This window comes from Streptomyces sp. NPDC087440 (genome assembly GCF_044744005.1).
GTDB lineage: Bacteria > Actinomycetota > Actinomycetes > Streptomycetales > Streptomycetaceae > Streptomyces.
This window is the reverse complement of record NZ_JBIUXN010000042.1, coordinates 1-24,292: the sequence shown is the minus strand read 5'-3', so window position 1 is coordinate 24,292 and position 24,292 is coordinate 1. Positions and strand designations below refer to the sequence as shown.

20 protein-coding genes and 2 pseudogenes are annotated in these 24,292 nt (G+C 72.0%); 3 read left to right on the top strand and 19 right to left on the bottom strand.

The features are described 5' to 3' along the window. The 12 genes from ACIO3O_RS42295 to ACIO3O_RS42240 form a co-directional block, all read right to left on the bottom strand. The coding region (locus tag ACIO3O_RS42295) for a transposase (protein WP_401751533.1) at positions 1–263 on the bottom strand (263 nt) is incomplete at its 3' end. Between the two features lie 237 nt (positions 264–500). Further along, the gene (locus ACIO3O_RS42290; RefSeq protein WP_401756222.1) at positions 501–1,259 is read right to left on the bottom strand and encodes an aspartate/glutamate racemase family protein; all 759 of its coding nucleotides are present in this window, start codon (positions 1,257–1,259) and stop codon (positions 501–503) included. A 195-nt stretch (positions 1,260–1,454) separates the two neighbouring features. Next, complete coding sequence (locus ACIO3O_RS42285) at positions 1,455–1,931, bottom strand: MarR family winged helix-turn-helix transcriptional regulator (protein WP_401756219.1); 477 nt, start codon at positions 1,929–1,931, stop codon at positions 1,455–1,457. Positions 1,932–1,943: 12 nt separating this feature from the next. Continuing rightward, positions 1,944–2,819, bottom strand: coding sequence for an alpha/beta fold hydrolase (locus ACIO3O_RS42280; protein WP_401756217.1), 876 nt, complete (start codon positions 2,817–2,819; stop codon positions 1,944–1,946). Further along, positions 2,776–3,471: an isochorismatase family protein gene (locus tag ACIO3O_RS42275; RefSeq protein ID WP_401756214.1), complete on the bottom strand. Its 696-nt coding sequence runs from the start codon at positions 3,469–3,471 to the stop codon at positions 2,776–2,778. The genes ACIO3O_RS42280 and ACIO3O_RS42275 overlap by 44 nt, the downstream gene beginning before the upstream one ends. Beyond that, the gene (locus tag ACIO3O_RS42270) at positions 3,468–4,202 is read right to left on the bottom strand and encodes an SRPBCC family protein (RefSeq protein ID WP_401756211.1); all 735 of its coding nucleotides are present in this window, start codon (positions 4,200–4,202) and stop codon (positions 3,468–3,470) included. Before ACIO3O_RS42270 ends, ACIO3O_RS42275 begins: the two co-directional genes overlap by 4 nt. Next, positions 4,202–4,786 carry a (2Fe-2S)-binding protein gene (locus tag ACIO3O_RS42265; RefSeq protein WP_401756208.1) on the bottom strand — a complete coding sequence of 195 codons (585 nt, stop codon included), beginning with the start codon at positions 4,784–4,786 and terminating at the stop codon, positions 4,202–4,204. Before ACIO3O_RS42265 ends, ACIO3O_RS42270 begins: the two co-directional genes overlap by 1 nt. Next, complete coding sequence (locus tag ACIO3O_RS42260) at positions 4,783–7,425, bottom strand: xanthine dehydrogenase family protein molybdopterin-binding subunit (protein ID WP_401756205.1); 2,643 nt, start codon at positions 7,423–7,425, stop codon at positions 4,783–4,785. The genes ACIO3O_RS42265 and ACIO3O_RS42260 overlap by 4 nt, the downstream gene beginning before the upstream one ends. Then, complete coding sequence (locus tag ACIO3O_RS42255) at positions 7,422–8,282, bottom strand: FAD binding domain-containing protein (protein WP_401756202.1); 861 nt, start codon at positions 8,280–8,282, stop codon at positions 7,422–7,424. Before ACIO3O_RS42255 ends, ACIO3O_RS42260 begins: the two co-directional genes overlap by 4 nt. Further along, a complete protein-coding gene (locus ACIO3O_RS42250; RefSeq protein ID WP_401756199.1) occupies positions 8,279–9,709 on the bottom strand; it encodes an MFS transporter in 1,431 nt (476 codons plus the stop codon). The genes ACIO3O_RS42255 and ACIO3O_RS42250 overlap by 4 nt, the downstream gene beginning before the upstream one ends. A 131-nt stretch (positions 9,710–9,840) precedes the next feature. Further along, positions 9,841–11,241: an FAD-dependent oxidoreductase gene (locus ACIO3O_RS42245; RefSeq protein ID WP_401756196.1), complete on the bottom strand. Its 1,401-nt coding sequence runs from the start codon at positions 11,239–11,241 to the stop codon at positions 9,841–9,843. Positions 11,242–11,305: 64 nt separating this feature from the next. Further along, positions 11,306–12,349, bottom strand: a complete 1,044-nt coding sequence (locus tag ACIO3O_RS42240) for a hypothetical protein (protein WP_401756193.1) — start codon at positions 12,347–12,349, stop codon at positions 11,306–11,308. 569 nt (positions 12,350–12,918) lie between these two features. Between ACIO3O_RS42240 and ACIO3O_RS42235 the strand changes: the two genes are divergently transcribed. Further along, on the top strand, positions 12,919–14,691 hold the full coding sequence (locus tag ACIO3O_RS42235) for a tannase/feruloyl esterase family alpha/beta hydrolase (RefSeq protein WP_401756190.1): 1,773 nt from the start codon (positions 12,919–12,921) through the stop codon (positions 14,689–14,691). A gap of 622 nt (positions 14,692–15,313) precedes the next feature. Beyond that, positions 15,314–15,802, top strand: a complete 489-nt coding sequence (locus ACIO3O_RS42230) for a hypothetical protein (protein WP_401756225.1) — start codon at positions 15,314–15,316, stop codon at positions 15,800–15,802. A 115-nt stretch (positions 15,803–15,917) separates the two neighbouring features. Here ACIO3O_RS42230 and ACIO3O_RS42225 read toward each other — a convergent pair whose 3' ends face one another. The 3 genes from ACIO3O_RS42225 to ACIO3O_RS42215 form a co-directional block, all read right to left on the bottom strand. Next, positions 15,918–16,340 carry a hypothetical protein gene (locus ACIO3O_RS42225; RefSeq protein ID WP_401756187.1) on the bottom strand — a complete coding sequence of 141 codons (423 nt, stop codon included), beginning with the start codon at positions 16,338–16,340 and terminating at the stop codon, positions 15,918–15,920. Between the two features lie 297 nt (positions 16,341–16,637). Further along, positions 16,638–17,288: a hypothetical protein gene (locus ACIO3O_RS42220; protein ID WP_401756185.1), complete on the bottom strand. Its 651-nt coding sequence runs from the start codon at positions 17,286–17,288 to the stop codon at positions 16,638–16,640. A gap of 108 nt (positions 17,289–17,396) precedes the next feature. Then, positions 17,397–18,332, bottom strand: coding sequence for an AraC family transcriptional regulator (locus ACIO3O_RS42215; RefSeq protein ID WP_401756183.1), 936 nt, complete (start codon positions 18,330–18,332; stop codon positions 17,397–17,399). Positions 18,333–18,448: 116 nt separating this feature from the next. Between ACIO3O_RS42215 and ACIO3O_RS42210 the strand changes: the two genes are divergently transcribed. Continuing rightward, positions 18,449–19,456, top strand: coding sequence for a zinc-dependent alcohol dehydrogenase family protein (locus ACIO3O_RS42210; RefSeq protein ID WP_401756180.1), 1,008 nt, complete (start codon positions 18,449–18,451; stop codon positions 19,454–19,456). A gap of 25 nt (positions 19,457–19,481) precedes the next feature. Here the strand turns inward: ACIO3O_RS42210 and ACIO3O_RS42205 are convergent. The 4 genes and pseudogenes from ACIO3O_RS42205 to ACIO3O_RS42190 all read right to left on the bottom strand — a co-directional run. Next, positions 19,482–20,151: pseudogene (locus ACIO3O_RS42205) on the bottom strand (HAD family hydrolase). 376 nt (positions 20,152–20,527) lie between these two features. Further along, entirely contained in the window at positions 20,528–21,499 is a 972-nt protein-coding gene (locus tag ACIO3O_RS42200; protein WP_401756177.1) for a quinone oxidoreductase family protein, read from the bottom strand. A gap of 246 nt (positions 21,500–21,745) precedes the next feature. After that, complete coding sequence (locus tag ACIO3O_RS42195; RefSeq protein ID WP_401756174.1) at positions 21,746–23,395, bottom strand: methylmalonyl-CoA mutase; 1,650 nt, start codon at positions 23,393–23,395, stop codon at positions 21,746–21,748. Positions 23,396–24,085: 690 nt separating this feature from the next. Next, positions 24,086–24,292: pseudogene (locus tag ACIO3O_RS42190) on the bottom strand (glutamate dehydrogenase); the annotation flags it as partial.

Sequence of the window (24,292 nt, the reverse complement as noted above, 5' to 3'; positions counted from 1 at the left end):
GCCGCGTCCGCCTTCGCCTGCGCGGCCCGCAGCATCCGCTCGAACGTGCCGTCCTTCGCCCACCGGCGGAAACGGGTGTGGAGCGTGGCCCACGGTCCGTACCGCTCGGGCACGTCCCGCCAGGCCGTCCCGGTACGGAACTTCCAGACGATCCCGTTCAGGACCCTCCGGTCGTCCAGCCGCTTGCGCCCCCGCAAGGACACGGGCAGCAGCGGCCGGACGAACTCCCACTCGGCATCGGACAGTTCATGGCGGCGTATCACCCGACCATGATCCACCACTCAAGATCACCATTTGACGACAGGGCCTAGGCCAACGTCCGCAGCAAGGGACACCGACGCGGCCAAGGCAGGAGCCTCATCCCCCCCGCTGCGCCCCGCATCCGGCCACCGCCCGCCACCCGAAGCTCTGCGACGCATCAACGCCACACGGCGAAACAGCGCCACGGCAGAGTCCGCCGACCGCATCGAGGACGCCGCCGTGACGGACCAGGATCGCTCTCAGGCCAGCAGACTGCCCGCGCCGGGCACCACGGGCGGCAGGCCCAGCGCGGTCAGGATGCCGTGCGCCGTAGCCGTCGCCGCGGTGATGACGGGCAGCCCGGCCTCTTCCTGCACCCTCTGCACGGCCGCCAGCGACGGCATCTGCACGCACGCCGAGAGCACCAGCGCGTCCGCGTCGCGCAGGTCCAGCTTCCGCCAGTGCGTGTGCAGGTCGGCGGGGTCGAGCCGGGCGACCGCCAGGTTGTCCGGCACCTCCAGGCTGAGCGCGTCCGTCACCTCGATGCCCGCGTCCTCGATGTAGTCCACCACCAACTCGGTCAGGGGCTTGAGGTACGGGGTGACGACGGCGACCCTGCGCGCGCCGAGGGCCTTGATGCCGTCGAGCAGCGCGCCCGCGCTGGACACCACCGGCGCCTCGGCCCCTTCGCCACGCAACACATCGGCGATCTCCGCCTCCGCCGCGCAGTGGTGCCCGGGCCCCTGCGCCATGAGCGCCACCAGACAGGCGGAGGCGACCACGTCGGGGCGCGCGTCGGCGAGTTCGAGAGCCGCCCGCTCGGTCTGCGCGTTCATCTCCTTCAACTGCTCGGGGGTGACGTGCCGCATCCGCATCCGGCTGCTGTGGAAGACGAAGCGGTCCTGCGGGTGCTCGGCCTCCCGGGCCCGCAGCATGCGCGGGAGTTCCGTCTCCATCGTCAGGTTCGAACTGGGCACGATCATGCCGATGTGGTGGTCGGTGGTACCGGTGGTGGTCATCGTCGTCTCCCGCGGGTCGTCGGTCATGTCCGGTCAGGGGCACAGGGGTTGGTCGTACGGCGTGCGGTGACGGCGTACGAGACCGTGCTCCGGGACGGACGGCGGCGACGGCCCTCGCGAGCAGCGCGACGAAGCCCGACAGAGGGGACGCGGTGAACACGCAGGGCGCCTGAGACACCCGGAATGTCCGGAACGCTAGGCGTCCTGCGCGAGCCCCTCCCAGTGCGTGGCCATCGAGGTGAGCAGGCGCAGCACCTCGGCGCGCTGCTCCGGCTCGAAGGGGCCGAGCAGCCGCGCGTCCAGTTCCCGTGCACGGTGGTTCGCCTCACGGAGGGCCTTCTCGCCCTCGGCCGTGAGGTACAGCAACTTGCGGCGCCCGTCGTCGAGCGCCGTCCTGCGGTCCAGCAGCCCCCGCTTCTCCAGCCGGCGGCACACGTCCGCCATCGTCGAGGTGTCCAGTGCCACCGCCGACGCCATCGAGCGCTGGTCGTGTCCGGGGGAGGCGTGCACCACCGTCAGCACCGCGAACTGCGGCCCGGTCAGGGTCGGATCGACCGAGCGCGCCCACACCGCGAGGTAGGCCTGGTACAACCGTCGTACCTGGTAGCCGGGTGCGTCGGTGAGAACGGGCGGGGGCTGCGGGGCGTCCGCAGGAGGCGTGCGTGTCGACATGCGCCCACTCAATCACGGCCCGCGATCACTCGGGTCGGCGAGTACCGAACACGGAACCCGGCGCAGCGCCCGGCGCAGTGCGCGCAGACCGCCGCTCGGGTTGTCCCAGAAGATCATATGGCCGCAGTCCGGGACCTGTTCGAGCCGCGCGGACGGGAGCGCGGCCGCGGCCTCCGCCGCCCCGGCCGCGGTGACCACCGGGCTCTGCGCCCCGTACAACAGCGTCACCGGGCACGGCACCCGGGGCCACCAGTCGAAGAAGTCCTCGTGCTCGAAACCGTGGTGGCTCGCGGCGACCGCCCCGCCGTCGCAGCTCGCCAGCCAGCGGGCGCGCGCCTCCTGCTCCTCGCGCGGCCAGCGCGGCCACCAGCGGGCCACCTCGTCGCCGTCCGTCCCCCGCACGGCCTCGGCCAACTGCTCCTGGAAGACGGCGAGCGAGGTCGGGTACGGGCCGCGGCCGGGTCCGCTCAGCGGCGGATCGGCGAGGACCGCACCGCGCACCGCCACCCTGCCGCGAACGGCCACGGCCGCCGCGATCCGGGCACCCATGGAGTGGCCGAAGAGCAGGGGGCGCTCCAGGCCCAGTTCCCGTACGACGGCCTCCGCGTCCTCGGCGTACTCCGTCAGCGTGTGGCCCGTGCCGGTGTCCGAGAGGCCGCGGCCGCGCACGTCCAGGACCAACGGGCGTACCAGGTCGCTGAGTTCGCGGGCGACGAAGTCCAGGGTGGCGGCGGGGCTGGTGATGCCGGGCAGGACCAGCAGGGGCGTGCCGGGGCCGCCGTAGTCGAGCACGTGGAGCCTGCTGCGGCCGGACGTGACCCAGCGCCCGACGGCGGGCAGCCGGTCAAGATCGGCCCAGGCGGCCGGTGTGATCTGTCGGGTGAGCACCCGTTCCTCCCAAGTAGCCGAGCGCGTCGGCCTGTTCGATGACGTCGCCGTACTTGGCCTGAATGTCGAAGAGGTTCGCCTCGTGCGGTCCTGCCGCCCGGTCGCCCGCGCAGGCGCGTGGCACGAGCACCGGGAAGCCGCACTGGACGGCGTCCACGACGCTCGCCCGTACGCAGCCGCTGGTGGTCGCCCCGCAGATGACGGCGGTGTCGCAGCCGAGGGAGACCAGGGTGGCCGCGAGCCCGGTGCCGAAGAAGGCCGAGGGCCCCTTCTTCACCACGAGGAGGTCCTCCGGGCGGCGCGGCAGCCGGGGATCGAGCGCCACCGCGTCGCTGCCCGCGACCAGGGCCCGCATCCCCGGGGCCTTGTCCAGCCAGGCGACGGACGCACCCGCCGCCTCCGCCGGGTCGTAGGCGATCGCGGTGAAGATCACCGGCGTGTGCGAGGTGCGGGCCGCCCCGATCAGCTCGGCCGTCGCGGCGACCACGTCGGACAGGTCGCTGCCGGAGGGGAAGGCGGGCTCGGTGAACCCCCGGGTGAGGTCGACGACGATCAGGGCGGGCCTGCCGCCCCGGCGCACGGGCGCGCCGAACCCGGCCCGGGCGTAGGTCAGTTCGGTGTCCGTGTCGTACGTCAGGGGTGGGTACGTCATCGGGCGCACCGCCGCTCCCGGGAGGCGAGCCTGCCGAGCAGCCAGCCCTCGAAGACGCCGAACGCGAAGGCGGCGGCGAGCGGGGTGTACCGCCCGGCCTTCGCCAGCGCGGGCCCGGCGATCAGCGCCAGCCCGTCCAGCTCGGAGGCGGCGGCCGGGGCGGAGGACGAGGCGACGGGGGTGGCGGCCGGGGTGAAGGGGGCGGCAGCGGCAGTGACCCCGGGAGCCGTGACGGTCGGGGAAGCGGGCCCCGGGCCAGGTGTCGCCGCCGCCCCCGGGCCCGCCCGCTCCGCGTCCAGCAGGCTGCCCAGGTTCTGCGCGAACTGGTGCAGGATGCGCTCGGAGACCGTACCGATGGCCCCCTTGCCGAACTGTGCGATCTTCCCCCGGATCACCAGGTCGGTGGTCAGCCTCAGCACCGCGCCCTCGGCGGCCTCCGCCACCTCCAGGCTCACTTCCGCCTCGGCGTCACCGGTGCCGTGGGTGTCCGTGCCACGGGCCTGGACGCGCAGCGTCAGCCGGTCCGCGTCCACGTCGAGGAAGCGGACGCTGCCGAAGTACGCGGCGGTGATCGGCCCGACCTTCACCGTGACCCGGCCGCGCCAGGCGTCGCCGTCCCGGCCGTCCAGAGCGGCACCCGGCATGCAGGAAGCGACCCGTTGGACGTCGTTGACCAGCGCGAAGAGCTCCGGGGGAGTGGCCTTCACCGGAACCGTGTGGGTCAGCAGCATCAGATCTCCTCGCGAACAGGAACGGGCGGAGCAGGGCGAGCGACGCGCCCCGACCGGACGCGGCGGCGGGCGGCGCACGTGTCGATCGCGTCGACGATGGTCTGGTAGCCGGTGCACCGGCAGAGGTTGGCGGCCACCACCTCGCGGATCTCCTCACGAGAGGCCTGCGGCCGCTCGGCGAGGAAGCCCTCCGCGAGCATCAGGAATCCGGGGGTGCAGAACCCGCACTGGAGTCCGTGGCACTCCGAGAACGCCGCCTGGAGGTCGCTGAGCCCACCGGGCCCGCTCTCGACCCCTGTCCCGTTTTCGGCCTCTGCCGATGCCCCGGACCCGTCCGCCAGGGACTCGACCGTACGGACCTCCGTCCCCTCCGCCTGCACCGCGAACATCAGACAGGCCCGCACCGGCGCACCGTCCACCAGGACCGTGCAGGCCCCGCACACCCCGTGCTCGCAGCCCACGTGGGTGCCGGTGAGCCGCAGGTCGTGGCGGAGCACGTCGACGAACGTGCGGCGGGGTTCGGTGAGCAGGTCGTGGGTCTCTCCGTTCACGGTGAGGGCGATCAGTTGGCGCTGTTCGGTCATGAGGCGTGCTCCAGGTGGGTCTCGGCGGACGTGTCGGTGGAGGAGGACGTGGGGTGCAGGGCCCGGTGGACGGTCTCCGGGGTGATGGGCGTGTCATTGAGCTCGACGAGCGAACCGGCCGTGCACAGCGCGTCGTTGACCGCGTTCAGCACGGCCGCGGGCGCGCCGATCGTGCCGCCCTCGCCCGCACCCTTCGCGCCCGTCTCGGTGAAGGCGGAAGGGGTCTCCAGGTGGAGGACTGTGACCTCGGGGATCTCCTGCGCGGTGGGCACCTTGTAGTCCATGAAGCTCGCCGCCGACGGCTCGCCCTGGGCGTCGTACGTCACCTGCTCGAAGAGCGCGCCCGCGATGCCCTGGGCGATGCCGCCCCGGCACTGCCCCTCGACCACCTGCGGGTTGACCGCGACACCGCAGTCCTCGACGCACACGTACCGCAGGATGCGCACCTGCCCGGTCCCCGGATCCAGCTCGACGACCACGCCGTGCGTGGCGTTCGAGAACGTGCCGTCGCCCAGCACGTCGAAGGAGGCGGAAGCGGTCAGCCCCGGCTCGATGCCCTTGGGCAGCAGGTGGGCCTGGAGGTAGGCGACGCGGGCCAGTTGGGGGTACGTCATGACCTCGCCGGAGCCGCGCCGGCGGACCGCGCCCGCCGTGCGCTCGACCTCGCCGGGCTCCGTCCCCCAGAGCGCGGCGGCGAGTTCGCTCAGCCTGTCGCCGAGCTTGCGCGCGGCGAGGCGGACCGCGCTCCCGCCGATGGCGATGGACCGGCTGGCGAAGGTGCCGAAGCCGTACGCGATGCGGTCGGTGTCCCCCTGATGGAGCCTCACCTTCCCGATCTCCAGGCCGAGTTCGTCGGCGACGATCTGCGCCATCGTCGTCTCGTGGCTCTGCCCGTGGCTCATGGTGCCGGTGGTGAACGTCACCGCGCCCGTGGGGTCCATCCGGATCTCGGCGAGGTCGAAGCCGGGGACGATCTCCATCTTGCGCGCGGCGAAGGCGGCCGAGCCGTACCCGGTGCGCTCGCTGAAGCAGGCGTACCCGATCCCGACCGGCCGCCCGCCGGAGCCCGAGCTCTCCCTGCGCTCGTACCAGCCCTCCTCCTTCAGCACCTTCTCGCACAGGTCCAGCGACTCGCGGTAGGAACCGGGGTCGTACGTGATGTTGTTGACGCCCCGGTAGGGGAACTCGGTGATGAGATTGCGCCGCCTGATCTCCACCGGTTCCAGGGCCAGTTCGTACGCCGCCCGCTCGAAGAGGCGCTCCATCACCATGACGTACTGCGGACGGCTCACCCCCCGGTACGGCGCGGACGGCGCCTTGTTGGTGGCGATCGCCCGTCCGCGCACCCGGTAGGCCGGCACCCGGTAGACGCCCGGCATCTCGGCGGAGGCCATCAGGGGCTCGATGCCGGCCGTGAACGGGAAGCAGGAGTACGCGCCCATGTCGCACACCACGTCCGCGTCGAGCCCCAGGATCGTGCCGTCCTCGCTGAAGGCGGCACGCACGTCGTAGTGCTGCTCGCGGGCGAGGAAGGACGCGGTCAGGGCGTCCTTGCGGTCCTCCGTCCACTTCACCGGGCGGTCCAGGCGCAGCGCCGCCGCGGCGACCGCGATCTCCTCGCGCCCGACCACGCACTTGAGCCCGAACCCGCCGCCCATGTCGGGCACGATCACCCGCACGGCCCGCTCGTCCAGCCCCAGACAGTCCGCGGCGACCGTGCGCACCAGGTGCGGCACCTGGGTGGAGGTGTGCAGCACCAACTGCCCCTCCCGCTCGTCCCAGTCGGCGAGCGCGCCCCGGGTCTCCAGCGGGAGGGCGTTCTGCCGCCCCGTCCTGGACTCCACCCGCACGACGCACGGCGCCTCGTCGAAGACGTCGATGCCCTCGGTGGCGAAGAGCGAGACGTCGACGAGCGTGTTGCGGGGAGCGCCGTCGTGCACGAGGGGCGCGCCGTCGGCGAGGGCCTGCTGCTCGCCGACGACCGGAGTGCGGACGTCGTACGTGACCCGGGCGGCCTCCACGCCGTCCTCGGCGGCGTACGGATCGCGGGCGACGACGACCGCGAGCGGCTCCCCCGCGAACCGGACCCGGTCCCGGGCGAGCACCGGCATAGCCGTCGGCACGAACTCCTCGGCCGGTCGCTCCAACAGGGCGGTGATGTCGGCCAGTTGGAGGTCGTCGGCAGTGAAGGCGGCGATCACGCCGGGCACGTCGCGGACGGCGGCGAGGTCGAGTGAGGTGACGGCGGCCGAGGCGACGGTGCTGCGCACGAACTGGGCGTGCAGCACGCCCGGCACCTGGATGTCGTCGACGAAACGCCCGCGCCCGGTGAGGAGCCGGGGGTCCTCGCGGCGGCGCACGGAGGTGCCGACGAGCGGTTCGTGCGGTGCCGTGGGCGGGGAGGGGGAGTGCGGATGCTGTGGGGGTGCGTCGGCTGCGGAGGGCTCGGACGCACGTTCCGCGCCTGCCGTGCGTGCGCGATCCCGGGCCCGGTCTGTCGCCGCGTGCTCGTGCTCGTGCTCGTGCTCGCGCGGCTCGTCCGCCGTGTGCTGGCGGTGCTGACCTTCGCGCGGCTCGTCCGCCGTGTGCTGGCGGTGCTCGCCTTCGCGCGATCCGCCTGCTGCGTGTGTCGTACTCATGGGGTCATCGCCTCCTCACAGGCGCGTCGCACCAGGGTGCGGGTCAGGTCGCGGCGGTAGGAGGCGCTGACGCCCGCCTCGTCGGGTGGGTCGATCGCCGCGGCGGCGGCCTCGGCGGCCCGCTCGAAGACCCCGGGGCCGCCCCCGGCCAGCACCGCCTCGGCCTCCGGCACCCGCACCGGCAGCGGAGCCACGCCGCCCAGGGCGACCCGGCCCCCCACGACCCCGGCCGGGCCGCCCGCATCGAGGTCGAGGTCGAGCGACACGGCGGCGGCCACGATCGCGAAGTCACCCTGCCGTTGGGCGAACTCGGTCACGGCGGCGTGGGGCGCGGGGTGCGGGAAGAACACCTCCGTGATCACCTCGTCGTACGCCAACGCGGTCGTGTAGTACCCCTGGAAGAAGTCGCGGGCGGCGATCTCCCGTCGCCCGCCGGACCCCACCGCGACGATGCGCGCGTCGAGGAGCACCGCGAGCAGGCACCACTCCGCGGTGGCGTCGGCGTGCGCGATGCTGCCGCCGACGGTGCCGCGCGTACGGATCGGCAGGTGCCCGATCCACCGCACGGCCCGGCGCAGTACGTCGAAGTCAGCGCCGAGACCGGTGGCGGTCTCCACGTCGTGGTGCGTGGTGAGGGCCCCGATGCGCAGGCCGCCCGCGTCCGTACGCAGGCCCTTGAGGCCGGGCAGCCGCCCGATGTCGATCAGCTGCCGGGGCCTGGCCAGCCGGAAGTTCATCATGGCCACCAGGCTCTGCCCGCCCGCGATGAGCTTCGCGTCCTCGCCGAACTCGGCCAGGAGCCGGACGGCACCGGCGGTGTCCCGGGCCCGGTGGTACCCGAAGGCGGCGGGCTTCACGGAGCGACCGCCTTCTGCGGCGCGGCCGGAGCCGAAACCGGAGCCGTATCGGTCGCACCCGTGCCCGTACCCGCGCCGGATCCCGTCCCCGCGTCGAGCGCACGCCCCTGGGTCTCCGGGGCCGCCACCGCCATCCACCCCATGGCGAGCAGCAGCACGATGCCCAGCACGCCGAACGTCCAGGGCAGCCCGAGCAGCGGCCACATCACCGAGCCGAAGAGCAGCGGCGCGAACCCGGTCAGCGAGCGGCTCACCGAGGACGCCCAGCCGAAGCCGCTGGCGCGCAGGGCGGTCGGGTAGACCTCGGAGGCGTACGCGTACAGGGCGGGGATGGCCAGCTGGATCAGGAAGCCGAAGACGGCGATCGCGATCAGCGGAGCGGTCTCCTGATGCCGTACGAGCGCGAAGACCACCAGCGCCGCCGCGGCGGCCGGCGCGGAGATCCCGATCAGCCACTTGCGGCCGACGGCGTCCACGAGGGCGGTCGAGACGACGACGCCCAGGATGCCGACCCCGGCCATCAGGGTGGTACCGGTGAAGGCGGCGGTGTCGCCCTGCCCCTCGGCCTTGAGGATGGAGGGCATCCAGCTCAGTGCCGCGTAGTACACGAGCATGATGGTGGCGAACATCAGCCAGACCGCCGAGGTGATGCGGGGGCTGAACGCCCAGATCAGCCGCAGCTGTTCGGCCGCGGCCGCCAGCCCCTTCGTCCGAGGCCCCTCCTCCGGACGGGCGACGGCGTACGGCTCGACGGGTGCGCCGGTACGGGCGACGAGGTCGTCGATGACGGCCCGAGCCTCGGCCTCGCGGCCCTTCTCGGAGAGGTACACCGGCGACTCGGGCACGCCGCGCCGCACCCAGAACAGCAGCAGCGCGGGCAGCGTCATGGTGAAGAGCATCCAGCGCCAGTTCCCGCCGAGCGGCAGCATGGCCGTCGAGACGACGCCGCACAGGGTCACCCCGATCGGCCACCACAGGTCGAGCGCGGTGAGGATGCGCCCCCGGTACTTGCGCGGCGAGAACTCGCTGACCAGCGCGTAGTCGACGGGGATGCAGCCGCCGAGCCCCACCCCCGCGAGGAAGCGCAGTGCCAGGAACACCCAGTAGGCGGGCGAGAGCGCGCCCAGCACGGAGAACACGGCGAAGATCAGCAGGGTGACGCTGAAGGCCTTCTTGCGGCCGATCCGGTCGGCCACCGACCCCCAGGCGACCGCGCCGACGGCCATGCCGACGAGGTTGGCGGTGGCGACCAGGCCGCGCTGGCCGAGGGTGAGGTCGAACTCCTTGCCCACCAGCGGCATCAGGAAGCCGTTGAGGGCGATGTCGTACGCGTCGAAGAGGTAGCCGAGGCCGCCGATGATGAAGATCTTTCCTTGGACGCCCCATTTCCATGGGAGTTCCTGGACGATCGAGTCGCCTGTCTTCACGGTCGCTCCATTGAGGGAGAGGGAGTCTTGCCGAGGATTCGCAGAGCGCGGCGGGTGCGGGTGCGGTGGGCTTGGGGGGCCGGGAGATCTGAAGGGATCCAGTGGGGTACTGCTGGGAGCTGTGGGCGGGCTCAGGCGAAGCGGTACGAGAAGGCGCCCTCGTCCGGGTCGTTCAGCGGGGTGCCCCGCCACAGCCAGTCGTACGACAGCCCCGACTCCCCCTCGAAGCGCCGCAGGCTCTCGTCCCGCGCGCGCTGCTCGGGCCCGTCGGGCAGGTGGTAGAAGGTCTTGTTCCGCAGCGACGCCTCCTGGACCAGGCCCGCGTGCTTGGCGCGCCGGTCCGCGTACCGGTGCAGGGCCGACCCGGCGCGGTCCACGGTCACCGCGCCCAACTCCTCGGCCAGCACGGCCGCGTCCTCCATCGCCTGGGAGGCGCCCTGCGCCTGGTAGGGCAGCATGGCGTGGCAGGCGTCCCCGAGCAGGGCGACCCGGCCGCGGGTCCACACGGGATCACGGCGGCGGTGGTACAGGGCGAAGCAGGACACGTCCTCCTCCTTCGCCTTGGAGAACATCGCGGGCACCCGGTCGTCCCAACCGGGGAACGCGTCGACCAGCTCCTCCGCGCTGGAGCGCACGGACCACTTCTCGGCGACCTCGTCGGTGCACGGCACGCAGGCCACGACGTTGAGATGGGCGCCGCCGCGGATCATGTAGTGCACCAGGTGCCGGTCGGGGCCGTACCAGATGGTCGACTGGTAGCGGTCCACCAGCCAGCGCGTCGCCGGGTCGGCCGCGATCAACTCACCCGGTATCAGCGCCCGGAAGGCCATCTCGCCGGAGAACTCCAAGGTGTCCGGCATCCCCAGCAGATCCCGCACCCGCGAACGGACGCCGTCCGCGCCGACCAGCACGTCCCCGGCGTACCGCCGCCCGTCCGCGGTGACGGCGACCGGCCGATCGGGGTCGCCGAGGTCGACTTCGGCCACCTCGCTGCCGGTGTGCACGGTGACGGCGGGACCGGGCCCGGCCGGGTCGGTGCAGGCGTCGAGGATCACCCGGTGCAGGTCGGCGCGGTGGTAGTGCCAGTACGGCGCGTTGTACGTGTCCTTGCAGTGCTGGCCCAGCGGGGTGAGGGCGATGACCCGCCCGTCCTGCCAGCGCCTGCGCACCTGGTCGAGGGGTTCGGTGCGGATGGCCTCCAGCCGTCCGCGCAGGCCGAGGCCGAGCAGGATGCGGCTGGCGTTGGGAGCGGTCTGGATGCCCGCGCCGATCTCGCCGAGTCGGGGCGCCTGTTCCAGGACGGTGACCTGGATGCCGCGGTGGCGCAGGGCGAGCGCGGCGGTGAGCCCGCCGAGCCCGCCGCCCACGACGACGACGTCGTACGTGTGCCTGTGGGGGTACGAGGACGGGTGCGCGTCCGAGGGGGAGGCGGCCGGGACCTGGACCGGGGGAGCGGCGGGCGCGTGCTCGGGCACGGCTTCGGGCTCGGGCTCGGGTTCTGGGGAGCGGAACGGGGACTTGGCGGACGCCACGGTGCCTCCTGGGGCGGGCGGTGCGGAACGCATCACGTCGAACGGGGGTGCTGTGCAGGGGAGTTCAGGCCTCTTGGTGGAGCTCGACGAGGCGTCCCGCACGCACCACGTCGGTGCCGTCGACGGAGACGGTGCAGCCGCGCATGGCGATGTCGAGGTGGGCGTAGGACTCGCGCCCCAGCACCGGATGCGGGCCGGTCGACCAGAGGAAGTTCCCGGCGAAGGCGCGGGCGTCCATGCCCATCAGGTCGCCCTTGCCGTACATCGCGGTGGCGAACCAGTCGGCACTGCGCATCAGTCCCCAGCCCAGGTGGGAGAGGCTGCGCGCCCACTCGTCGGCCGCGTCGTCGAAGAAGGTGTCGAGCAGGTGGGCATCCGCGCCGCCGGTGACCTTCTCGATGTGCCCGCCCGCGACGTGGAGGGTGACGGGCTCGCGGACGTACTCCTTGAAGGGCAGCAGGATGTCGCCCTCGGCGAGCACGATCACGCCGTCGGAGATCTCCGGCCAGCACAGCACCATCGTGCTCGGCCAGTGGTCCCAGCGCCCCGGGTCGTCGGCGAACCCGCACTGGAACTCCGGCCGGGAACCCGCCAGTTGGACGGTGAGGTCGGTGCCCGCCGCCGAGGTCACGCGCATCTGCGAAGCCCGGTCCAGGAGTGCGACCCCGCTGAGCACGTCCGCCTTGTCGGACGCCGAGGGGAGGTTGCGGGCGAGGACGTCGGGGGCGTCGCAGACAAACAGGATGCGGGTGCCGGCGCCCAGGATCTCCTGCTGGACCGGCGCGTGGATGAAGCCCTCCTGGGTGAGGTCGACGACCAGGTCGGCGGACTTCAACAGGTCTTGCGCGGTGGTGTCCTCCAGCACGGAGACCAGCCCGGGACCGGCCCCGGTGTGGGTGCTGGGGAGCGGTGCGGGGCTGCCGCCGGGGACGGTGGCGGCGATGACGTGGGCGCCGCACGCCTTGGCCGCACCGAACGCGGCGGCGACGTAGTCGCCCCGACTGGCGGGCTCGGCGAGGACGACGACGTGTTCGCCTTCGCGCAGTTTGCAGAGCTTGAGTTCGCGGGTGAAGAGATCGAGCAGATCGACGGAAGAGAGGTCGAACACGCTGTTCCTCCTGGGGAGTCGGCGGGCGTGATGGCACGTGTCACTCGGGTGGTGGCAGGCAGGGGTGCACAACTGGCCGGACGAGGCGCGAGGGGCCGCGGGGGAGCGGGTGAGGACGGCGGGGCGGGCGTGCTGACAGGCGCTGAGCAGGTGCAACAACCGCTCGTGGGCGACCCGTTGGAGATAATCCGAACACGTACTATCTCGGTCTGGCAACCCCTCGGCGCGGACCGGTCCCCGAACTCGCGGCCCTCCCGGCCGGGTCCGACGGTCTTTGACCCGCCTTGACCTCGGGGTTGTCCCCAAGTGGGGCCCGGTTGTTCGGTGTTACGCGCTTGTAAATACTCCCAGGGCCTTGCGGGGGTGCTGCGGAGGCGACACAGTACGTGCTCGGACTAACCGGCGGGCCGCTCGGCGGCGGCCCTCCCCGGCGCGTCAACCGTGCTGTCCCGTGCTGCGCTCTCGCGCACCATTCGCGCCCCTGTCCGTGCATCCGCCGACCACGCCGACTCCTCGGCCGCGTCCGCCTCCGCGTCACCCCGCCCGGCTTCCCCCGAAGGGAGTTCAGCATGTACAAGCGCCTCGCGACTGCCCTGCGTACCCCCGGCTCCTCCCGCACGCCCCGCCCGCGCCCTCACTCCGCGCACACCCCCGGTCGCCGACCCCGTCTCAGACGTCTGCGCACGCCCCCACCCGCTTCCGCCCGCACCGCCTCCCGCCCCGCCCTCGTCCTCGTCCTCCTCCTCGCGCTCGTGACCGGCCCCGGCCTCCTCCTGCCGACCAGCACCACCGAGGCGAGCGCCGCGCCGGCGGTCCACCTCCCCCGTACGAGCTGCTCCTCGCTCGCCGAACGGGACTTCGGCACCGTCGCGACGCGGATCGCGTCGGCCAGGGAAGTCACCGTTGCCGGGGTCGCCAACTGCCAGGTGGACGGCACGGTCGCGCCCCGCGTCGGGTTCCGGCTGAACCTCCCCCTCACCACCTGGCAGGGCCGCTACCTGCAACAGGGCTGCGGCGGCTACTGCGGCCAGAAACCCGACCCCGGCCCCTCGCCCTCCTGCGACCTCCAGCCGGGCGGCGACTTCGCCACCGCCGCATCCGACTCCGGCCACACCGCCCCCAGCGCCCTCGACGGAAGCTGGGGAACCGATCCGCAGGCCCGCGTCGACTTCGCGGAACGCGGCCCGCACGTCGTCGCCGTCGCGGCCAAGGCCGTCATGCGCGCCTTCTACGGCACCGGCCCCCGCCACTCGTACTTCAACGGCTGTTCCACGGGCGGCCGGATGGCCCTCATGGAGGCCCAGCGGCACCCCACCGACTTCGACGGCATCGTCGCGGGCGCACCGGCGAACCTCGCGGCACCGCTGGAGGGCGAGTTCGAGACGTGGATCGCGCGGGTGAACCAGGACTCCACCCACTCCGACATCCTCACCGCCGACCGGCTGCCCGCTCTCCACCGGGCGGTCGTCGCCGCCTGTGACCGACGCGACGGCCTCACCGACGGCCAGATCGACGACCCCCGCCGCTGCGACTTCGACCCCGGCACCCTGCGCTGCCGACCGCAGCAGGACGGCGGAACGGGCTGCCTCACCGCCGCCCAGGTCACCGCAGCCCGCAAGCTCTACCAGGGCCCGGCCGACCCGCGGGGCCGCCGGCTCTACCCCGGTGGGATGCCCTACGGCTCCGAACTCGCCTGGCCCGGCTGGGCGGTGAAGGGAACGTCACCCACGACCGCCTCCCAGGCCCTGTCCGACGGCTGGCTCCAACACCTCGGGTTCCCCCTCGGGGCACCCGCGTCCTCCTTCGCCTCCTGGAAGTTCACGGTGCACGGCTTCGACCGGCTGCGCACCATGGGCGAGCTGTACAACGCCACCGACCCCGACCTCGGCGCATTCCGGGCGCGCGGCGGCAAGCTGATCCTGTGGCACGGCTGGGCGGACTCCGCGATCCCGCCGCTCGGCACGGTCGCGTACTACGACGCCGTGCAGCGCACGACGGGCGGCCGTACGGCGACGGGCCGCTTCGCCCGGCTGTTCATGATGCCCACCGTCTACCACTGCTCCGGCGGCTACGGCCCGAGCAGCTTCGACACCCTCAACCCGATCGTCCACTGGGTCGAGCGCGGCACCGCCCCCGAACGCATCGTCGCCACCCAGCGCGACAGCACCGGAAACACCGTCCGCACCAGACCGGTCTTCCCCTACCCGGCACGGGCCGTCCACCGGGGCACCGGCAGCATCGACGAGGCGGCCAGCTTCACACCGGTCACCCCGCCGCCCGCGGCACCGGTCGACTGGGTCGGCAAGGACCTCTTCGCCCCCGCTGGTCCGCCCCGCCGCTAGCACGGCGGAACGCGGTGCGGCCGGTCGGTGCGCCGCCGCCACGTGCAGCGGACCGTGCCGCGCCAGCCACACCGCGCCCGACGGCCCCTGCCGCTCCGGTGGAGACTGGCCGGAACCCCGCTCACCTCCCGTAACGCCAGCACCACGAACAGGACCCCGGGCCACCCCTGCTTGAGCGCGCCGAACGCGGCCGTCCGATGAAGCCGACACCGATCGGCAGGAAGGCGGCCACCGCAGCACGCGATGAGCGGCAGCGGGAGCCGACCACGTGACGTCAGGTCTCAGGGCACGAGGGGCTCCGCCCATGCGGTGAGCGCGAAGACCGGGTAGGACGCTCGCTGACGCCCGAGTCAACGCCCTGCGCCCGTGCGACGGCCTGGACGGCAGCGAGGGCCGGTGAAAACCAGAAGAGGGCCGCTTCCCCGGCACCCGCGGCACGACCGCCCTCCGCGGAGCGGTGACCACCGGTACCGCAGGCTATTCGCCGGACCGACGCCCGGTTCGCGCGCTACGGTACGGACAACCGTGCCCTCCCGAAGCGGCCGGGGTGAGGAGATGACCTGTGCCACCAGTGTGGGACCCGGCGGAAGCTCCGGTCGGCAACGTGGGCGGTGCGCTCCTGATGGTGGACGCGCGGATGAAGGAAATCCACGAGTCCGGGCTCCAGGACGACGACGAAGCCGCATGCCAGGAGCTGAACAGGCTTTTTGTCGCGTCGGCGGATGCCGACGGGCTGCAGGAACTGCTCGACGGCACCTGCACCTTGCTCTACATGTTCATGCAGTGGCTGCGCCGCACGCATGAACAGGGCGACAAGGACGTCATCGCCTACGTCGTGCCCCACTTGGTAGCCACGTTGCGCATGATGCCCAAGAGCGTCCGGCCGCAGACCATCCCCACCATGGCCGCACTGGTCATCGCAGCAGGCACCGAGTTGAGCCCGAACGGATGGCGCAGCCAGTACGGAGACTGGACTCCGGAGGAGATGAACGCCCTCGAAGCGACGGTGTTCCTGATCGCCGAACACATCAACCGCATCGCCGACGACCACGGCTTCGCGGTCCGCCTGATCGCCGAGCCCCTGACCCGGGCCGAGTACGGCGAGGACTGAGCCGGGCAGTGCGGCCGCCGGAACGCTTGTCCGGCGGCTACGAGCGGGACCCGGGGCCATCGGGCGAGGTCGGCGAGGCAGGCCACGCCCGCCCGACCTCCCGCCCCCCCGCAGCTCAGAGCGCGATCGGCCGGTACTTCAGAGCCTCGTCGACAATCTGCTCCGCAGACGCATCCTTCAGGGCGTCCGAGGGGTGGAAGATCAGGTCGCTCACCCGGGGATGCAACACGTTCACCTCCAGGAGCCGCAGATAGAAGTCGCTGTCCGGCGAATCCATCAGAATCCTGCGAACAATCTCCACGAGCTCGTCCCGGGAGATGTCCGCGACCACGGGGTGAGCCGGCCAGGCCGCCTCCCTTGCGAACTCCTCCAGGCTCCTGCTGCCGTGGTAGGCGGCGAAGTCGAGAGCCTCGTAATCGTGCCCGGTCATCGCGTTGAAGGCCGCGATCGCCTCGCCCGCCGCCTCCCGGCGGGGCGCCAGCAGACCAGCGATGTGCTCGATCTTCGAACACAGCTCGTCCAGCCGTTGTCGACTCACGGGCGGGGGCAACAACTCCGGTCTCAGGTCCACAACCCGATTATGTCCCTCGGTGCCGACAGCCCCCGGTCGGCGCCTGGAGCGCTGCCGGTTCTCACCAACGTCTCAGGACACGTCGATCAAGAGCTGGTGTTCGTTTTCCCTGCTCGGCCCATGGGTGGATGCGCGGTTGGTCCGTTGTGCTCGCGTCCCCGGACCAGCCACGCAACCAACCACGCCTGGAAATGCAGAAGTCCCGGAGGGAGGGTGCGGCTCGTTCTCGGGGAAGAGCTGAGCTGCAAGAACGGTGGCGACCGGTCAGGCGGTACTCAGAGGGTTCGGCAGAGGAGTGAGCAACAGCTTCTCCCTGCACGAAGTGATCCTGGTCTGCGCCCAGTCCTGGAGAGCCGTCGTGTCCTGCGCAAGGGCGGAAACGATCGGGGCGGTTTGTTGTGCTTCGGTGATCCAGTCCACGAAGGGGTCTTCACGCTGTACTCGGGTGAGGCGCTGACGGGCGATTTCAGGCTGTCCCGTCAGTGCGGCGGCCACGCCGGCGTTGAAATCCTCCCAGAGGTGGCCGGTCCTGCTGGGGCGTGCGATCAACGTGGTGGCGACGCTGTTGAGGTCCGCCAAGCGGATCCTGAAGTCCTCGATCCGTTGCTCGGCTTCCTGGGCAAGTATGGCCGCGACGGGGGTGAACTGCCTTTCGTTACGGAAGTCTTCTGTCGTTCGTACGTGCTCGTGGAAGTCGAAGGCCAGGTGGGCGAAGTCCTGCCACAGCCACATGGCGCCCACGGTAAGCCCGCTTCCCTGGCTCCAGCGCGGCGAGGGGAACTCGACGATGGTGATCCACCATCCGTGATCGTCGATCCAGATACGGGACCTCCCCTGCTGGCGCAGGCCCAGCGGGCGCAGCCGTTCCCGGGCTGCTGCGGTGATCAGTCTGGACGCGGGAGAGATGGCTGCCATGGAGGACATTGTGGCCAGGGCCTGACCGCAGTGTTCGGGTAGGGGGCATGGTTGGTGTCGTTGGCCGAGGAATGGAAGCCCGGGAGGCGGCAGCCGCTGGGGAAGCGCTCAGCCCGTCCGGCCCTCTGCCCGTCGGTACTGCCCCGGCGGCACCCCGTACTCGCGCTTGAACGCCTTGGCGAACGCGAACTCCGATGTGTAGCCGCTGAGTTCGGCCACCGAGTGCAGCGGAATCTGCGTGTCGCGGAGCAGGCGGCCCGCGCCGGTCATCCGCCACCACGTGAGGTACGCCAGCGGCGGCCGCCCCACGAGTGAGGTGAAGCGGCGTGCGAGCGCGGCCCGCGACAGGCCCGCCCGCGCGCCGAGCTCCTCGACCGTCCAGGGGTGCGCGGGGCTCCCGTGGATCGCCTCCAGGGCCGCCGTCACGGCCGGGTCGCGCAGCGCGTCGGCCCAACGCGTCTGCCCGGCAAGCTCCTTCGGCGCGTCCTCCAGCCACCACGCCCGCAGGAGGTAGACCAACAGGGTGTCCAGCAGCGCGGGCACCACGGAACCGGTGCCGGGCAGTGGCTCCGCGAGCTCGGCGCCCAGCAGGTCCACCGCCGCACGCAGACGCGGAAGCGTGCCGACACGAGCGGGCACGTGTACGAGGGGCGGCAGGTCGGTGAGGAGAGGATGTGCCCGGAACCTGCTCAACTGGTAGGCACCGCAGAGAAGTTGGGTCTGGTCGTCGGACGCGGGGCCGGGTGCGGGCAGGGCCGGCCAGGAGCCGTCGGGTTCCAGCTCGGCGTCCAGCAGCGGGGTGTCCGGGTGATCGGCCAGGCCGTGACCGTAACCGTGTGCCAGGAAGACGACGTCGCCGGGACCGAGCCGGACGGGCGGTGCCACCCCGGGCCGCAGCAGCCACGCCGAACCCCGCAGCACCACGTGGAACCCGGCGCCGTCGGAGGCGGGAAACCGTATGCCCCACGGGGCGGACTTGACCGTCAGGCTGGAATGAGGGCGCCCCGTCTTCATGGCGGCGAGCGCGTCGCTGAGTACGTCCATGGACCGCACCGTACTCCCGCCGGACACGCCCGTACCCAGCATGGGAAGACGATCGGACAGAAACGGGAGCGGGATGAGCATGGATCGTCTCGCAGGGCCCGCCTACGGTCGACGCCATGACAACTCGCCGCACCACACCGACAGTTCTCTTCCACGAGCTCGGCGGCCCCGACGTCCTCAAGGTCGAGGACGTCGCGCTGCCCGCCCCGGGCCCCGGCGACGTCCTCTTCCGCGTGGAGGCGATCGGGCTCAACCGCGCCGAGGCCCTGTTCCGGGCGGGCGCCTACTACTACCCGCCGACCCTGCCCGGTTCCCGGCTCGGCTACGAGGCGGCGGGTGTCGTCGAGGAAGTCGGCGAAGACGTACAGGACTTCGTGCCCGGCGATGCGGTGATGGCGGCCGCCAACTTCGACTTCGGTGCACAGGGGGTCTACGCCGAACGGGTCGTGCTGCCGCAGGAGTCGGTCGTGCGCAGGCCCGAAGGGGCGGACGCGGTGGAGTCGGCGGCGGCCTGGCTGACGTACTCGACCGCGTACGGCGGCCTGGTGGAGACCGCCCGGCTCGCGCCGGGCGACCACGTCCTCGTCACGGCGGGCGCCAGCGGGGTGGGCACGGCGGCGATCCAGGTCGCGCGCCGGATCGGCGCGATCCCCATCGTCACCACGCGCAACGAGTCCAAGCACAACCGGCTCCTCGACCTGGGCGCCGCCCACGTGCTCACGGTCACGGACCCGGCCGGCACCGCAGCCGAGGTCAGGCGCGTCACCGGCGGCAGGGGCGCCGACGTCGCCTTCGACGGCATCGGCGGTCCCGGCTTCGCCGCGCTCGGCGACGCGCTCGCACCGGACGGAACGGCGGTCCTGTACGGCTTCCTCGATCCCCGCCCCGCCACCCTCTCCATGAACTGGCCGCTCACGGTCCACACGTACAACAACGGCGCACTCGCCGCCACCGCCGACTTCCGCCGCCGCGCCTCCGCGTTCATCGGCACGGGCCTGCGCGACGGAACGCTGGCCCCCGTGATCGCGGAGACCTTCGACGGCCTGGCGAGCACGGCGGACGCGCACCGGCTGATGGAGTCGGGGGCGTTCACGGGGAAGATCGTGGTGCGCGTGCGTTCGTGAACGCCTGGAGCACTCCCGTGCGGCCTCAGCCCCCGGCCAGCAGCACCGGCAGCTTGCGCATGTCGTCAAAGACGACCGTGTCCGGGCCCTGAAGCCACTGCGCCGGAGTCAGCCCGCCCGCGTAGCCCAGCGAACGCATCCCGGGCGGCGCGGGCCGCCCGCACCCCGTACATGCTGTCCTCGACCACCACGCACGCGGCCGGTTCGACACCCGACCGCCGGGCCGCGTGCAGGAAGAGATCGGGGGCGGGCTTGCCCCGGGCGACCTCGGTGGCGCTGAAGATACGGCCCTCGAAGTACGGGTGGATGCCGGTACGGCCGAGGGTGTGGCGCATCTTCTCGTGACTGCCGCTCGACGCCACGCACACGGGCATGTCACGGGCGCGCAGGACGTCGAGGGCTTCGAGAACGCCGTCGACCGGGGTGAGCTCGGCGTCGACGGCCTCCCGGTGCAGCTGGTCGAAACGGGCTCCCCACGCCTCGGCGGTCCCCGGCCCCACACGGGCGGTGATGAGTTCCCCGATGGAGGCGCTCGACCGGCCGACGAACTGTTCCATCACCTGGGCCTCGGTGAGCGGCCAGCCCAGCTCGGCGCCGAGGGCGACGTGGATGCGGACGGCGATGCGTTCGCTGTCGACGAGGACGCCGTCACAGTCGAAGATGACGAGCCCGATCGGCCCGGTCGAAGTGATCATCAGATCAGAATAGGCGGCTGCTTCGAAGGCCGTCCGGCGGCCGTCCGGCGGCCGACCGCCGGGCCCGGTCCGCCGGCATCCCGCTGCGGAGCGCCTCGGTGAACCCGGCGAACGCCGGGGTCGGACTCGGCGGCACGGGCCGGCCGTCGACGGTGGACAGAGGCTCCCAACAGCACTCCGTACGCGGGTCGTTGACGACGTCGGGACGCTCCGGCAGTCCTACGCGCCGGACTCCCGCCCTCGACCAGCACGAGCACCCCACCCGCCACCCCCGCCAACACCCCTCACCAGCCCGGATTCCTTGGAGTGCTGGCTGACACACCAACAACAGGCCGGCGGCGCGACGAGCTCGCGCCGCCCAGCGCTGCGGCGATGGTCAGGGGATGAGCAGCACCTTCCCGGCGGTCTTGCGGGCCTGCAGGTCCTCGTGGGCCTGCCGCGCGTCGGCCAGCTGGTAGGTGGCGCCGATCCGTACCTTGAGCGAGCCGTCGGCCATCGCTGCAAAGAGCTCGCCGATCCGCCACTCCAGCTCGGCGCGGGTCTGGACGTAGTCGTCACTGTTCGGGCGGGTCAGATACACCGAACCGGCCTTGTTCAGCAGTTGCGGGTCGATCGGCGGCACGGGGCCGCTTGCGGCGCCGAACAGCGCCAGCATGCCCCGCTTGCGCAGGCTTGCCAGGCTTCCGTCCACAGTGGACTTGCCGACCCCGTCGTAGACGACGTGAACGCCCTCACCGTCGGTGAGCTTACGGGTGGCATCGGCGAAATCCACCTGGTCGTAACGGATCACCTCGTCGGCCCCGGCCTCGCGGGCCAGCGCCTCCTTCTCGGCGGTCGACACCGTGCCGATCACCCGCGCTCCCCGTGCCTTGGCCAACTGGATCAGCAGCAACCCGACCCCGCCGGCCGCCGCGTGCACCAGGATCGTTTCGCCCTCCTTGACCGGATAGGTCGATGTGACCAGGTAATGCGCGGTGATCCCCTGCAACGGCACAGCAGCGGCCATCTGGTCGGTCACGCCGTCCGGTACGTGCACCGCCGCATCGGCCGGCACCAGCGCCCGCTGCGCGTAGCCGCCCGGCACGCCCTGCCAGGCCACCCGGTCTCCCTCGGCGAAACCGCGCACGTCCTGGCCGACCGCGACGACCGTCCCGGCGCCCTCCAGGCCAAGGGTGTAGGGCAGCGGTACCGGGTAAAGCCCAGCCCGTTGGTAGGTGTCGATGTAGTTCACACCCGCAGCCGCCACGTCGACCAGGAGCTCGCCCGGGCCCGGTGCGCCGATCTCCACCTCCGCGACCTCGAGCACCTCCGGGCCTCCGGTCCGCCGAACCTGCACTGCTGTGGGCATGGGTCCTCCTCGATTCGGGCCACGTTCTCGGCCGCTCCGACTGTAGCTGCCGCAACGTTTTTGCAGCTGACCGGAGGTGGGTGTGTGATCGGGTGAGGTACAGGGCCCGAGCCGGCATGGAGCTGTGGGGACACGCTGCGGGGACCCGAAGAAGCCCAAGGGCAACCAGCTCGCGGCCGCGAGGAAGCTGGTCAACCAGCTGGCCGCCGCGGAACGGGCGGTGTGCGAGCACGCGTTCGCGCATCTTCAGAATTCGGCCCTGGCCTCGTGGGTGCCCCACACCGTGCGCAGGGTGTCGCAGATCTCGCCGACGGTGGCGTGCGCGCGGAGGGCTTCCTTCATGGGTGGGAGAACGTTTGTTGTGCCGGCCGCGGCCTTCGCCAGACGGGCGAGGGCACCGGTGACCTCATGCTGATCGCGAAAGCGGCGTACGTCGCGCAGCCGGGCGGTCTGCCGGTGCTCGGTGGCGGGGTCGACGCGCAGGGGAGCGTACGGGGCCTCGGTGGCCTGCCGGTAGCGGTTGACTCCGACGACGACGCGCTCGCCGCTCTCGGTTTCCTGGGTGATGCGGTACGCGCATCGCTCGATCTCGTTCTTCTGGTAGCCGCACTCGATGGCCCGGACGGCGCCGCCGAGGCTGTGGATGGTGGTCATGAGGGTGCGGGCCGCGGCCTCGATGTCGTCGGTCATGCGCTCGATGGCGTAGGAACCGGCGAAGGGGTCCGTGGTCGCGGTGATGTCTGTTTCGTGGGCGAGGACCTGCTGGGTGCGCAGAGCGAGGCGGGCGCTCTTCTCGGTGGGCAGGGCGAGTGCTTCGTCGAAGGAGTTGGTGTGCAGGGACTGGGTGCCGCCGAGGACCGCCGCCAGCGCCTGTACGGTCACCCGGACCATGTTCAACTCGGGCTGTTGTGCGGTGAGTTGCACTCCCGCCGTCTGGGTGTGGAAGCGGAGCATCAGGGACTTCGGGTTGCGTGCCTGGAAGTCGTCGCGCATCAGCTGGGCCCAGATGCGCCGGGCGGCACGGAACTTGGCGACCTCTTCGAGCAGGGTGCTGCGGGCGACGAAGAAGAAGGAGAGGCGCGGGGCGAAGTCGTCGATGTCCATTCCGGTGGCGAGTGCGGTGCGGACGTAGGCGAGGGCGTTGCTGAGGGTGAAGGCGATCTCCTGGGCGGGCGAGGCCCCCGCTTCTGCCATGTGGTAGCCGGAGACGGAGATGGTGTTCCAGCGGGGCAGTTCGCTCCGGCAGTACTGGAAGATGTCCGCGGTCAGACGGAGGGAGTGGTGCGGCGGGAAGATGTAGGTCCCGCGGGCGATGTACTCCTTGAGCACGTCGTTCTGAATGGTTCCGGTGAGCTTGTGGGAGGCAATTCCCCGCTCCTCCGCGACGAGTTGGTACATCAGCAGCAGAAGTGCCGCCGGTGCGTTGATGGTCATCGAGGTGGAGACGCGGTCGAGGGGGATGTCGTCGAACAGCGTCCTCATGTCGTCGAGGGAGTCGACGGCGACGCCCACCTTGCCCACCTCGCCTGCGGCGAGGGGCGCGTCGGAGTCGTATCCCATCTGGGTGGGCAGGTCGAAGGCGACGGAGAGCCCCGTGGTGCCGTTGGCGATGAGCTGGCGATAGCGGGCGTTGGACTCGGCGGCGGTGCCGAACCCGGCGTACTGACGCATCGTCCAGGGGCGGCCGGTGTACATCGTGCGGTGGATGCCACGGGTGTACGGGTAGGCGCCGGGGTCGCCGAGCCGGTCGGCGGGGTTCCAGTCGTCCGCGAGGCCGGCGGGACCGTAGAGCGGAGCGATGGGGAGCCCGGACTGGGTGAGCCGGGGCGGTGGTGCGGGGCGGGTGCCGTCCGGATCGGGTGTCGCGGGGCTGTCGGGGGAGACGGGGTCGGTCATGTTCGGATCCGTGGGGGGTACGGCGAGCAGGGGGCGGCGCCGCTCTCGGACACGGGGATGTCGAGGGCGGTGGCGTCGACGCTGTCGGCGGCGGCCGGAATCCGCGGGAGCGCGGGGCGGCCGGGGGCGGTGCCGTCGAAGCGGCCGTCTCGGGCGAGGTGACGGGAGCCGACCGCGGCGTGAGTGCGGGCCGTGGTCGGTGCAGGTGCTCCGGCTCTGGGGAGGGACGGGGAGCAGTCCGGGCGGCTGCGGGCCGAGCGGGCGTTCGAGGAGAGACTGGGGGCAGGGGGACCGGCGGCGATGGTTTCCCTCGCGGGAGGTGAGGGGGCCGTCGGCGGAGCATCCCGGCGGTGCGGCCCGCGCAAGGGGGTGCGCGGAGTGAGGGCCCGGCCGTGGGCCGGACAGTGGTTTTCCGCGGCAGCGTCGGCCGTGTAGGGGGTCGGCCCGCCCGGCGGGGCGGGGCGGGGGCGTCGGGTTCTCCCGGTGGAACTGCTCGGCTTGGGCACTGCTGCCTTCCTTCCGTCCTGGGGCCAGTCCTCTGCCCTGGCCCGGCCGACGAGGACTGGCGGCCATGAGCCACGCCACCTCCTGGTCGGTGTGGCGGCGGGTGTTCCGGTGGTACGGCCTTCGGTGCGGCTGGGGCCGACCGGGCGCACGGCATCCACCAGCAGCGCGAGATCACGCCATGCGTCAGATCAGCCCCTGTGCCTGCATCGCGTCCGCGACCAGCTCGAAGCCCGCGATATTCGCGCCGACCACGTAGTTGCCCGGCACCCCGTAGCGCTCCGCCGTGGTGAAGCACGCCTCGTGGATGTGCCGCATGATCTCCTCCAGCCGCTCCTCGGTGTGGGCGAAGGTCCACGAGTCGCGCGAGGCGTTCTGCTGCATCTCCAGCGC